Source organism: Pseudacidovorax sp. 1753, assembly GCF_040544975.1.
Lineage (GTDB): Bacteria > Pseudomonadota > Gammaproteobacteria > Burkholderiales > Burkholderiaceae_C > Xenophilus.
This window is the reverse complement of the sequence record NZ_JBEPKY010000023.1, coordinates 12,017-24,196: the sequence shown is the minus strand read 5'-3', so window position 1 is coordinate 24,196 and position 12,180 is coordinate 12,017. Positions and strand designations below refer to the sequence as shown.

General features: G+C 69.3%; 12 protein-coding genes. 7 read left to right on the top strand and 5 right to left on the bottom strand.

Going from position 1 to position 12,180, the window contains the following annotated elements:
* Window positions 1–101 precede the first annotated feature (101 nt).
* The 3 genes from ABIC63_RS24240 to ABIC63_RS24230 all read right to left on the bottom strand — a co-directional run bounded on the left by ABIC63_RS24240 (window position 102) and on the right by ABIC63_RS24230 (window position 1,940).
* A complete protein-coding gene (locus tag ABIC63_RS24240) occupies window positions 102–527 on the bottom strand; it encodes an organic hydroperoxide resistance protein (protein WP_294377960.1) in 426 nt (141 codons plus the stop codon).
* Between the two features lie 49 nt (window positions 528–576).
* The gene (locus ABIC63_RS24235) at window positions 577–1,026 is read right to left on the bottom strand and encodes a MarR family winged helix-turn-helix transcriptional regulator (RefSeq protein ID WP_017757148.1); all 450 of its coding nucleotides are present in this window, start codon (window positions 1,024–1,026) and stop codon (window positions 577–579) included.
* A 95-nt stretch (window positions 1,027–1,121) separates the two neighbouring features.
* Window positions 1,122–1,940, bottom strand: coding sequence for a crotonase/enoyl-CoA hydratase family protein (locus tag ABIC63_RS24230; protein WP_058640835.1), 819 nt, complete (start codon window positions 1,938–1,940; stop codon window positions 1,122–1,124).
* Between the two features lie 172 nt (window positions 1,941–2,112).
* Here ABIC63_RS24230 and arfB point away from each other — a divergent pair, with 172 nt between their 5' ends.
* Window positions 2,113–2,526 (top strand): alternative ribosome rescue aminoacyl-tRNA hydrolase ArfB, encoded by a 414-nt coding sequence (gene arfB, locus ABIC63_RS24225; RefSeq protein WP_294377972.1) that lies wholly within the window; start codon window positions 2,113–2,115, stop codon window positions 2,524–2,526.
* Window positions 2,527–2,591: 65 nt separating this feature from the next.
* Here the strand turns inward: arfB and ABIC63_RS24220 are convergent, their stop codons facing one another.
* Entirely contained in the window at window positions 2,592–3,440 is an 849-nt protein-coding gene (locus tag ABIC63_RS24220; protein WP_354321672.1) for a 3-hydroxybutyryl-CoA dehydrogenase, read from the bottom strand.
* A gap of 147 nt (window positions 3,441–3,587) precedes the next feature.
* Window positions 3,588–5,246, bottom strand: a complete 1,659-nt coding sequence (locus tag ABIC63_RS24215) for a hypothetical protein (RefSeq protein ID WP_354321671.1) — start codon at window positions 5,244–5,246, stop codon at window positions 3,588–3,590.
* A 399-nt stretch (window positions 5,247–5,645) separates the two neighbouring features.
* Here ABIC63_RS24215 and ABIC63_RS24210 point away from each other — a divergent pair, with 399 nt between their 5' ends.
* The 6 genes from ABIC63_RS24210 to ABIC63_RS24185 all read left to right on the top strand — a co-directional run bounded on the left by ABIC63_RS24210 (window position 5,646) and on the right by ABIC63_RS24185 (window position 12,176).
* Window positions 5,646–6,452, top strand: coding sequence for a helix-turn-helix transcriptional regulator (locus ABIC63_RS24210; protein WP_354321670.1), 807 nt, complete (start codon window positions 5,646–5,648; stop codon window positions 6,450–6,452).
* A 54-nt stretch (window positions 6,453–6,506) separates the two neighbouring features.
* Entirely contained in the window at window positions 6,507–7,382 is an 876-nt protein-coding gene (locus ABIC63_RS24205; protein ID WP_354321669.1) for a branched-chain amino acid ABC transporter permease, read from the top strand.
* Window positions 7,383–7,385: 3 nt separating this feature from the next.
* On the top strand, window positions 7,386–8,462 hold the full coding sequence (locus tag ABIC63_RS24200) for a branched-chain amino acid ABC transporter permease (RefSeq protein ID WP_354321668.1): 1,077 nt from the start codon (window positions 7,386–7,388) through the stop codon (window positions 8,460–8,462).
* Window positions 8,459–9,277 (top strand): ABC transporter ATP-binding protein, encoded by an 819-nt coding sequence (locus ABIC63_RS24195; protein WP_294377991.1) that lies wholly within the window; start codon window positions 8,459–8,461, stop codon window positions 9,275–9,277. The genes ABIC63_RS24200 and ABIC63_RS24195 overlap by 4 nt, the downstream gene beginning before the upstream one ends.
* 112 nt (window positions 9,278–9,389) lie before the next feature.
* Entirely contained in the window at window positions 9,390–10,181 is a 792-nt protein-coding gene (locus tag ABIC63_RS24190; RefSeq protein ID WP_354321720.1) for an ABC transporter ATP-binding protein, read from the top strand.
* 162 nt (window positions 10,182–10,343) lie between these two features.
* Window positions 10,344–12,176: an AMP-dependent synthetase/ligase gene (locus ABIC63_RS24185; RefSeq protein WP_354321719.1), complete on the top strand. Its 1,833-nt coding sequence runs from the start codon at window positions 10,344–10,346 to the stop codon at window positions 12,174–12,176.
* The last annotated feature ends 4 nt before the right edge of the window (window positions 12,177–12,180 follow it).

Below are 12,180 nucleotides of genomic sequence, written 5' to 3'. Positions count from 1 at the left end.
TTAGCCGGGTTTGCGCAAATGCGGGCTTTGGCGGCGCATGCCGGGCGAAAAAAAGACGCCACCCGAAGGTGGCGTCTTTCATCGCAAGGCGAGTGCGTCGATCAGGCGATCGACAGCTCGACCTCGACGTTGCCGCGGGTGGCGTTGGAGTACGGGCACACCTCGTGGGCGGCATCGACCAGCTTCTTCTTCTGCTCGGCGTCCAGGCCCGGCAGGGTGATGGCCAGCTTGGCCGCGATGCCGTAGGCGGCGCCGCCCTTGATCGGGCCCAGGGAGACGCTGGCGTCGATGCTCACGTCATCGGGCACCTTCACGCCGACCTTGGGGCCGACGGCCTTCATGGCGCCGATGAAGCAGGCGGAATAGCCGGCGGCGAACAGCTGCTCGGGGTTGGTGCCCGGCTTGCCGGAGCCGGGGGAGCTCAGCGTCACGTCCAGGGCGCCGTCGCTGGTCTTGCTGGCACCGTCGCGGCCACCGGTGGTGTGGGCTTGGGCGGTGTAGAGCACTTTTTCGAGCTTGTGGGTCATGGTCTTTCTCCTGGGTTGGGTGGGAAAACGAAAGGGAGGCAAGGAACGATCAGGCGGCGGACACGCGGTCGCGCAGCGCCTGCAATTGCCGGGTGAGCTGCGAGAGCTCCTCCAGCGAACACTGACTGGCAGCCAGCAGGCACTGCGGCACCTGCACGGCCCGGGCCCGCAGCGCCCGGCCCTCGGCCGTCAGGCGGATCAGCACGCGCCGCTCGTCGGCCACGTCGCGCATGCGGCTGAGGTAGCCGGTCGCTTCGAGGCGCTTGAGCAAGGGGGTGAGCGTGCCGGAGTCCAGTGACAGCCGGGTGCCGAGGTCCGACACGGTGACGCCATCCGCCTCCCACAGTGCCAGCATCACGAGGTACTGCGGGTAGGTCAACGCCAACTCGTCGAGCAGCGGCTTGTACAGCCGCGTCATGGACAGCGACGCCGAATACAGCGCGAAGCACAGCTGGTTGTCCAGGCTGAGCAGTTCGGCGGTGGTGGGCGTCTTGGGCATGGATCGGATTGTGCGCGCAATTAAATTGCACGCAAAACAATTGCGCGCAAGACCATGCCGCGGACAGGGGAGTCGTCCCTGTCCCTGGCGCGCCCTCAGCGGCCGGTGAAGCGCGCCGGCCGCCTTTCGACGAAGGCGCGCACGCCCTCGGCGGCGTCCTCCGTCGTCTGCAGGCGTTGCTGCACCGGGCCGAAGTCGGCCACGGCCGCGGCCTGGCCCAGTTCGATGGCCTTGAGCACGTTCAGGCGCGTGGCGACCACCGCCTGCGGCGCCTGCGCGGCGATGCGGCGAGCGATGCCGACAGCGGCGTCCAGCACCTCGGCCGCCGGCACCACCTTCTGTACGAAATTGCAGCGGTAGGCCTCGGCCGCATCGAACTCGTCGGCGGTGAGCAGGTGCAGCAGCGCATTGCCCACGCCTGCGCGCTCGGGCATGCGCAGCGTGGCGCCGCCGGTGGGCAGGATGCAGCGCTGCACCTCCATCTGCGAGAAGCGGCAGTCGTCGGCCGCCACGGTGATGTCGGCGCCCAGCATCAGTTCGATGCCCACCGTGTAGCAGATGCCCTTGACGGCCGCGACCATGGGCTTGGTGCGGCGGCGGTAGCCGGGCAGGCCGAAGTCGTGCGGCTCGACCAGGCCCATGGGCGCGAGCTTCTCGCCGCGGCGCAGGTGCTCCACCACCTGCGGCAGGTCCAGCCCGGCGGTGAAGTGGTCGCCGAAGGCATGCAGCACGCCCACGCGCAGTTCGGGCTCGTCGTCGAGCCGGGTGTAGGCCTCGGCCAGCTCTCGGAACATGCGCGGCGTCCAGCCGTTGCGCTTGGCCGGACGGTTGATGCCGATGAGCAGGATGTGCGTGTCGACGACTTCGCAGCTGATGCAGCCTTCGGGCGGGGGGGCGGGGGTCTGGATGTCCATGGTGGGCGCGTTTCGGGGGGGTTGTCTGTCTCCAGCCGCGAAACATAGGGCATCGGCGCGCGCATCGGGGTCGCGTAGACGACGGCCGCTGCCACCACGCGCACCGCCCGTAGCCGCCGAGGTCCACGGCCGCCGCACGCCTGAATCGCTTCCCCTAGACTGCCCGCACGCCATGCCTCTCACCATCGACCCCCGCGACATCGAGTTCACCGCCGTCCGCGCCCAGGGGCCGGGCGGGCAGAACGTCAACAAGGTGTCCAGTGCGGTCCACCTGCGTTTCGACATCCGCCGCTCTTCGCTGCCCGAGGCGGTCAAGGAGCGGCTGCTCCAACGTCAGGACCAGCGCATCAGCAAGGATGGGGTGATCGTCATCAAGGCCCAGTCCTCGCGCAGCCGGGACCAGAACAAGGCCGAGGCCCTGGGCCGGCTGGAAGAGATCGTCGCCGCCGCTGCCATCGAGCGCAGGTCGCGCCGGGCGACCAAGCCGACCTTCGCGTCCACCCAGCGCCGGCTCGCCTCGAAGGCCCTGCGCGCCACGATCAAGTCGGGCCGCGGCAAAGGCGCTTCGCGCCTCGATGCCTCCTGAGCTCGGTTTCGGGGGAGGCGCGCGCAAGAGGCTGGCAGACCGCGCCGCGGGCCGACCTCGCAGCCTCAGTAGCCGTACACCCCACGCCCCGTCTTGCGGCCCAGTTGGCCGGCCGCGACCATCTCCTTGAGCAGCGGGCAGGGCCGGTACTTGGAATCGCCGAATTCCTCCAGGTAGACCTCCATCACCGCCAGGCACACGTCCAGGCCGATCATGTCGGCCAGGGCCAGCGGGCCGATGGGGTGGTTGCAGCCCAGCTTCATGCCGGCGTCGATGTCCTCGGGCGTGGCCAGACCCTCGGCGAGCACGAAGAAGGCCTCGTTGATCATCGGCACCAGGATGCGGTTGACCACGAAGCCGGGGGCGTTCTTCACGGTGATGGGCTGCTTGCCCAGCTTGAGGGCCAGCGCCTTCACGGCGTCGTGGGTGGCGTCGCTGGTCAGGTAGCCGCGGATCAGCTCCACCAGCGCCATCATCGGCACCGGGTTGAAGAAGTGCATGCCGATGAAGCGGTCGGCGCGCGAGGTGTCGGCCGCCAGCTGCGTGATCGAGATGGACGAGGTGTTGGACGCGATGATCACCTCGGGCGCCAGCAGCGCATCGACCTGCTTGAGGATCTTGCGCTTGAGTTCGTGGTTCTCGGTGGCGGCCTCGATGACCAGCTGCGCGGCCTTCAGGTCGTCGTAATTGGTCGAGCCCTGGATCAGCTTGAGCGCGTCGGCCTTCTGCGCCTCGGTCAGCTTCTCCTTCTTGATCAGTCGGTCGAGGCTGCCCGAGACGGTGGCCAGTCCCTTGTCCACGGCGGCCTGGCTGATGTCCACCATCACCACCTTGACGCCCGACACGGCACAGGCCTGCGCGATGCCGTTGCCCATGGTGCCGGCGCCGATGATGCCCACGGTCTGGATGTCCATTGATTCGCTCCTCGAAGATTGGAAATGAAGGGAAGGAAAAGAGGCGGAAGGATCAACGGGCAATGCTAACGGCCCATGGGCGGCCGGGCTGTTGCACAGGCGCAGGCCCACGCGCGTGCGGCCCGGCGGGGCCGCACCATGGCGCGGTCAGCGCGCCGGCCGGATGCGGTAGATGCCGTTGTCGCGGTCGGCCGAGTAGTAGATGCTGCCGTCCTCGCCCACGGCCACGCCGGTGGGCACGTAGGGCGGTGGCATGCCCGGCCCGCCCGCCATGCCGATGGGCAGGTTCTCGGCCACGGTGCGCCGGCTGCCGCTCGCCATGTCGATCTCGGTGAGGCGCCGTGCCGCTGTCTCGGCCACCACCAGGCTGCCCCAGGGCGTGAAGGCCAGGCCCTCGGGCATCGCCAGGCCTGACGCCACCGTGACCGGCGCGGCGCCCGGCACCAGCCGCAGTACGCGGCCGGCCGCCTCGCTCACGTACAGCTGGCCGGCGCCATCGCGCGCCAGCTGCAGCGGACCCTGCAGCCCGCTGGCCAGTACCGTGCGCTGCGCGAAGTCGGGGCCGCTGGCACGCGTCACCGTGCCGGCGCCCAGTTCGGTGTAGACCACGCTGCCGTCGTCCAGGGGCAGGGCGTCGTAGGGTGCCTTGAGGCCGTGCAGGGTGTGCAGCGTGCGGCGGCCGGTGCGGTCCACGACCTGCACCGTGCCGGTGAACCACGAGGCCAGCGCGAAGCGGCTGGCCGAGACGCCCACCGCGAAGGGGTACTCCAGCGCCGGGTCGCGCTGCATGCGGAAGACGTCGCGCACCTGGCCGCTGGCCGTGTCGACCTCGCGGAAGCCGAACACGTCGGCCACCCACAGCGTGCGGCCGTCGATGCGCAGGCCGGCCGGCACCGCCACCGGGCTGCCCGTGAGCCTGCGGCGTGTGCCGGTGGCCGGGTCCACCGCGTCGATGGCGTTGTTGGCCATGTTGGAGACGTAGACCGTGCCGTCCGGCGCGATGGCCAGGTTGTCCAGAGAAGGCTCGAGCCGCGCCACGACGGTCTTGCGTCCGTCCGCCAGCGCCACCTTCACCAGCTCGCCGGTGCGCGTGTCCACCACCCACAGGTTGCCCTTGCCGTCCAGGTTGGCCGCGGCCGGGATCTTGAAGCCGTCGGCGATGACGGTGAGCGCGCCGCTGGCCGGATCGATCTTCACCACCTGGCCCTTGAACCACAGCGGGCCGTAGAGCAGGCCGTCCGGCCCCACCTCGAAGCCGTTGAAGCCGCCCAGGTCCTTGCGGATCAGGCGCGGCGGGTTGCGGCCGCTGCGGTCGATCTCCCACAGCGCATCGCCCAGGAAGACCTGCGAGGCATAGAGCTTGCCGTTGCGGCGGTCGAAGTCCAGCGAGTTCAGGCCCGGCAGGTCCTGGGCGAGAACCTGCAGGGGCGCGCCGTCGTGCTCGCGGTAGCGCAGCATGCCCATCAGGTAGTTGGTCCAGGCCAGTTCGCCGCGGGGGCCAACGGCGATGTCGTCGGCCTGGCCTTCGGGCGCATCGATGAAGACGCGCGCCTGGCCGGTGCGGCGGTCGACCTCCCACATCGTGTTGCCGACCACCGAGCCGGCCAGCAGCCGCCCCTTGCCATCCACGGCCAGCCCATGCACGCCGGCGAAGGGCGAGGGCGCCACCAGGGCCTGCGGCGCGGACCAGCCCGCGGGCCGCGTGGGCCCCGAGGCGCAGCCCGCGAGCCCCAGGCCGAGGCCCGCGCCGAGAAGGGTGGCGAACGCGAGCGCGCGTGCGCCCCGCCGCATGCGGAAGAAGGTCATGGTGCGTGTCTCCGTCTTGCTGTGTGAATCGGCGCGCAGTCTGTGCATGGGCCCGGGCTGCCCGCAGTCACGCGAGGGACAAGCGTCCGCTCCCCGGGTCAGTCCCGATGCCCGGGGGCGGCCGGCAGCCAGTTGCCGCAAGCGCCCGGGGCGGGCCGCTGCCTACCCTCGCAGCCACGACCGGGCCTCCAGAGCCCCGGCTTCAAATCTGTTGGAGACATGTCCATGCGCCCTAGGGTAAGTCCCTCGAGCCGCCCGCTTCCAAGCGCCCAGGCACGCCACTACGATGGCGCGCGCTTCCCGTCGAACGGGCTGCCGGGTGCGGCCGCGGCGGGAGCCGCTTCGCACCCTGGCCCCGGCGCCACGGGGCCGCACCTTCTGCCAGGAGGAGACACGGGAATGCACACCAGCAGGGCCGCGCGCGCCGCAGGCGAGCGCGTGATGTGGCTGACGTCGCAGCGCGTCTTTTACGCGGGGCTGCTGGGCGCGACGCGCTCGCGCAGCCTGGGCGGTCATGCGGTGTATGTGTCGCCGCGCGGCCTGCCCAACCGCGTAAGCATCGATGGTGGCCCGTGGCAGTCGGGCGAGCTGCTGGTGGTGCCGCCGCACATGCCCCATCGCGTCGAAAGCCCCGAGCCCCAGGTCTTCAACGTGGTGGTCGAGGCGGAGTCGGTCGAGGCCGATGCCCTGCCGCCGCTGCTGCAGCACAGCGGTGCGGTGCATGACGAGACCATGGTCCGCCGCGTGCGGGTGGCCCATGCGCAGTTGCTGGCCGCCTGCCAGGGCCAGGCCGCGGCGCCCGCCGATTTCGACCAGCTTTTCTTCGGCCAGGCGCTGGTGCCGCGGCGGCTGGATGCGCGCATCGCCCAGGTGATCGCCCGCATCTGCGCCAATCCGGCCGAATCGCTGGCCGCCGAGGCCTGCGCAGAGTCGGTGGGGCTGTCCTTCTCGCGCTTCCTGCACCTGTTCCGCGATCAGGTGGGGGTGCCCTTCCGGGTGTTCCGCGCGTGGAAGCGGGCGCGCAGCCTGCTGCGCTATGTGCACCAGGGCACGAGCCTCACCGACATCGCGCTGGAGGCGGGCTATCCCGATTCCACCCACTTCAGCCATTCGATCCGTCAGGTGTATGGCCTCACGCCCAGCGACATCGTCGCGGGCTCGCGCCGCCTGGCCGTGATGGACGCGCACGGGCCCGCGGCGGCCTGAGCGCGCGCCGCTGCCGCCCCACCCCGCGACGACGGACGCCGCGCGCATACGCACATGCAGGTGCTGCAACTCCTGCTCTCGGGCATCGCCCAGGGCTGCATCTACGGGCTGATCGCCCTGGGCTTCGTGCTCATCTACAAGGCCACCGAGACCGTCAGCTTCGCCCAGGGCGACCTGATGATGCTCGGCGCCTTCGCGGCCTTTGCGGCCATGACGCTGCTGGGCCTGCCCTTCTGGCTGGCGGCGGTGCTGGCCGTGGCGGCGCTGGTGGCCTTCGGCGCCCTGCTGGAGCTGGTGGTGATCCGGCCCATCCTGGGTCAGCCGCAGTTCTCCATCGTCATGCTGACCATCGGCATCGGCTACGTGGCGCGCGGGCTGATCACCATGGTGCCCGGCATCGGCACCGAGACCCACACGCTGCCTGTGCCCTACAAGGACCAGGTCTGGAACCTGGGCGGCCTGGTGGTCAACGTGGAGCAGGCCGTGGTGATCGCGGCCACGGCCGTGCTGTGCGGGCTGCTGTTCGCCATGTTCCGCTACAGCAAGCTGGGCATCGCGATGCAGGCCAGCTCGCAGAACCAGCTGGCGGCCTACTACATGGGCATTCCGGTCAAGCGGCTCAACGGCCTGGTGTGGGGCCTGGCGGCGGCGGTGGCGACGGTGGCCGGCATCCTGCTCGCGCCCATCACCTTCGTGCATGCCAACATGGGCTTCATCGGGCTCAAGGCCTTTCCTGCCGCGGTGGTGGGCGGCTTCGGCAGCCTGCCCGGCGCCATCGTGGGCGGGCTGGTGATCGGCGTCGTGGAGTCGCTGGCGGGCTTCTACCTGCCCGACGGCTTCAAGGACACGGCGCCTTACATCGTGGTGCTGGCCATGCTGATGGTCAAGCCGAATGGTCTGTTCGGCGAGAAGCTGCGCAAGAAGGTCTGAGCCATGCGTTTCATCTTCAAGACCTCCTACGCGCAGGACATCGACCTGGCCAAGCATGGCGGCCATCGTTTCTGGTACTCGCTGCTGGGCGTGGTGCTGCTCGCGGCGCCCTGGCTGCTGGACGAGTACTGGCTGGCGCAGCTCAACTTCGTGCTCATCTACTCGGTGGTGGGCCTGGGGCTGATGCTGCTGGCGGGCTTCACCGGCCAGTTCTCCATCGGCCATGCGGCCTTCCTGGGCACGGGGGCGTACACGCAGGGCGTGCTGGTCAACCTGGGCGTGCCCTTTCCGCTGGCGATGGTGGCGGCGGCGCTTCTGTCCGGGGCGGTGGGCGTGGTGGTGGCCATGCCGGCGCTGCGGGTCAAGGGCATCTACCTGGGCATCGCCACGCTGGCCTTCGGTTTCATCGTGGAGGAAGTGTTCGCGCGCTGGGAGAGCCTGACCGGCGGCAATGCGGGACTGCACGTCAAGTCGCCCAGGCTCTTCGGGTTCGACTTCAGCAGTGCGGAGGCCTTCTACTTCGTCTGCCTGCTGACCACCGTGTTGTGCACGCTGGGCGTGCTCAACCTGCTGCGCGCGCCCACCGGCCGGGCCTTCGTGGCCATCCGCGATTCGGAGATCTCGGCGCAGAGCATGGGCATCCACCTGGCGCGCTACAAGACGCTGGCCTTCGCCCTGTCGGCGGCGCTCGCGGGGCTGGGTGGGGCGCTCTACGCGCACAAGATCAGCTTCCTCTCGCCCGACCAGTTCAGCATCCTGCAGTCCATCGACCTGCTGCTGCTGGTGGTGATCGGCGGGCTGGGCTCGGTGCACGGCGTGTTCCTGGGCGCCATCTTCCTGATCTCGATGCCGCAACTCATCGCGCTGAGCAAGGACTGGTTGCCCGAGGCCATCGGCCAGGCGCCGGGCCTGCAGGGGCTGGTGTACGGCCTGGTGCTGATCGCCTTCGTGCTCTTCGAGCCCATGGGCCTGTACGGCCGCTGGCTCAAGGTGCGCGCCTGGCTGCAGCTTTTTCCCTTCTACCGCCGCGGCATGTTCAAGCGGCAGAAGTCCTTCACCAAGTCCGACAGGTTGAAATGAGCGACGTGCTGCTTTCCGCCCAGGACCTCAGCGTGCGCTTCGGCGGCGTGCTGGCGGTCAACCAGGTGAGCTTCGACGTGCGGCGCGGCGAGGTGTTTACGCTGATCGGCCCCAACGGCGCGGGCAAGACGACGGTGTTCAACCTCATCAGTCGCATCTACCAACCCACGACGGGCCGCATCACCTGGCATGGCGGCGCGGCGCCGCTGACGCTGACCGACCAGCCGCCCCATGCCATCGCGGCGTTGGGCATCGCGCGCACCTTCCAGAACATCGAGCTCTTCGAGCATGCGACGGTGCTGCACAACCTGCTGATCGGGCGGCATGTGCACCGGCGCACCGGCTTCTGGTCGGAGCTGTTCTTCACGCCCGCCACGCGCGCCGCCGAAGTCGCCGCGCGCGAGAAGGCCGAGCAGGTGATCGACCTGCTGGACCTGCAGCACCACCGCGACTCGCTCGTCGCCGGCCTGCCCTACGGCGTGCGCAAGGTGGTCGAGCTGGCCCGCGCCCTGTGCACCGAGCCGCAACTGCTGCTGCTGGACGAGCCCTCGTCCGGCCTGAACGTGGAGGAGACCGCGGACATGGCCTTCTGGATCCAGGACATCCAGCACGAGCTGGGCATCTCCGTGCTGATGGTGGAGCACGACATGACGCTGGTCTCCAAGGTGTCGGACCGCGTGCTGGCCATGGCCCAGGGGGAGGTGCTGGCGTTGGGCAGCGCGCGCGAGGTGCAGGCCGATGCGCGGGTCATCGAGGCCTACCTGGGCACGGCCGAGGACGTGAGCAGCCTGCGGCGGCCGAAGGTGGCGGCATGACGCGGCCGGTCGCATCGCAAGCCCGACGCGCCACGCGTCTTCCATGAGTGCGCCCATGAGTACCGGCATCGCCATCACATCGACCACGTTGCCCCTGCATGCCGGCCTGCCCATGGGTCCGGGCGCCGAGCCGGCCGAGGACGTGCTGCAACTGCTCAACGTCGAAAGCGCCTATGGCCCCATCAAGGCCATCCGCGGCGTCAGCCTCAAGGTACGGCGTGGCGAGATCGCCACCGTGCTGGGCAGCAATGGCGCCGGCAAGACGACCATCCTCAAGACCATCTCCGGCATCATCGATCCGCGCAAGGGCACGGTGCACTTCAAGGGCAACGACATCACCGCGCGCGACCCGGCCTTCATCGTGCAGCAGGGCCTGTCGCATGTGCCGGAAGGCCGCGAGGTGTTCCCGCTGCTGTCGGTGCGCGACAACCTGCTGATGGGCGCCTACACCCGCCGCGACCGCGACGGCGTGGCGCGCGACCTGGAGACGGTGTTCGGCTACTTCCCCATCCTGCGCGAGCGCGCAACGCAGGACGCCGGCCTGCTCTCCGGTGGCCAGCAGCAGATGCTGGCCATTTCGCGCGCACTCATGGCTGCGCCCGAGTTGATCCTGCTGGACGAGCCATCGCTCGGCCTGTCGCCCAAGCTCACCAAGGAGATCTTCGAGATCGTGGTGCGCATCAACCGCGAGCGCGGCACCACGCTGCTGGTGGTGGAGCAGAACGCCAACATGGCGCTCAACGCGGCCGACTACGGCTATGTGCTGGAGAACGGCCGCATCGTCATGGAGGACAGCTGCGAGCGCCTGCGCGAGAAGGAGGACATCAAGGAGTTCTACCTCGGCATGCAGGAGACCGGCGCCCGCGGCGAGCGGCGCTGGAAGAAAAAGAAGACCTGGCGCTGACGACGAAAGGCCCGCACCATGCGCACTCCGCCCTTCCAACTCGCCCGCACCGCGACGGCCTTCCTGCGCGTTGGGCTCGATGCCTCCGCGCCGGCTGCCGCTTCTGCCGTGCCCGCCACCGGCCCCGCCCGCGTGCCCGCGGGACTCTGGGACACGGCCCACATGGCACCGCGCACCGACATTGTGGTGCCTGGCGAGACGCTGCCCGCCGTGTTCTGGAACGCTGCCCGCCTGCGCGGCGAGCGCGTGTGGATGCGCCAGAAGGAGCTGGGCATCTGGCGCGCCTGGACCTGGCAACAGACCGCCGACGCTGTGCGCGAGATCGCGCACGGCCTCATGGCACTGGACTTCGCGCCCGGCGACTGCGCGTCGATCCTGTCCAACACGGTGATCGAATGGGTGCTGGCCGACCTGGCGGTGCTGAGCTGCGCGGGCGTCTCCAACGGCATCTATCCCACCGACGCGGCCAGCCAGGTGCACTACCTGTGCGAGGACTCGTCGACCACGGTGCTCTTCGTCGAGGACGACGAGCAGCTCGACAAGGCGCTGGCCGTGCGTGCGCAGCTGCCGCGGCTGCGCAAGGTGGTGGTCTTCGACATGAAGGGGTTGCGCGACTTTCACGACCCCGACGTGATGTCGCTGCAGGACCTGCGGGCCCTGGGCCGCGAGCACCTGCGGCTGCATCCCCAGGCCATCGATGAGCGCGTGGGCCAGTTGACGCCCGCCGACCTGGCCATCCTGATCTACACCTCGGGCACCACCGGCAAGCCCAAGGGCGCCATGCACAGCCACGGTGGGCTGGTGTATGCCATGCGCGGCTACAACACGCTGATCGCGCAGGACGAGCGCGACGAGCGCATGTGCTTCCTGCCGCTGTGCCATGTGGCCGAGCGCATGGGCGGCGAGTACTTCGCCATGTACACGGGCTCGGTGCTCAACTTCGTCGAGAACCCCGAGACGGTGCCCGAGAACGTGCGCGAGATCGCGCCCACCGTCTTCCTCGCGGTGCCGCGCGTGTGGGAGAAGTTCTACTCCGGCGTGATGATCGCCCTCAAGGAGGCGACGCCCCTGCAGCGCGCCGCCTATGCCTGGGCCATCGGCGTGGGCGAGCGCATCGCCGAGCGCGTGCTGGCCGGCCAGCCGGTCGATGGCGCGCTCAAGCTGCAGTTCCGCCTGGCGCGGGTGCTGGCGCTGGACAACGTGCGCAAGCTCATCGGCATCCACCGCGCACGCTTCCTGGTGACGGGCGCAGCGCCCATCTCGCCGGACCTGGTGCGCTGGTATCTGGCGCTGGGCGTGCCCATGCTGGAGGTCTGGGGCATGACCGAGACCGGTGGCGCCTCCACCGGCATGCCGGCCGACCGCATCAAGCCCGGCTCCATCGGTCCTGCCACGGCCTACAACGAAGTGCGCATCGACGAAGGCACGGGCGAGATCCGCGTGCGCGGCCCCAACGTCTTCATGGGCTACCTCAACCAGCCCGAGAAGACGGCCGAAACCATCGATGCCGAGGGCTGGCTGCACACGGGCGATGTGGGCACGGTGGACGCGGACGGGTTTTTCCGCATCACCGACCGCATGAAGGACATCATCATCACCGCGGGCGGCAAGAACATCACGCCCAGCGAGCTGGAGAACGAGCTCAAGTTCAGCCCGTACATCACCGACGCGGTGGTGATCGGCGATGCGAAGCCCTACCTCACGGTGATCATCATGATCGACCAGGAGAACGTCGAGAAATTCGCGCAGGACCACGACGTGCCCTTCAGCAACTACGCCAGCCTGACGCGTGCCCGCGAGGTGCAGGACCTGATTCAGGGCGAGATCGACCGCGTCAACGCGAAGTTCGCGCGCGTCGAGCAGATCAAGAAGTTCTTCCTGCTCGACACCCAGCTCAGCGCCGAGGACGAGGAGCTCACGCCCACCATGAAGCTCAAGCGCAAGCTGGTGCAGGCCAAGTACGCCGCGCAGATCGATGCGATGTATGCGGCGTGATACC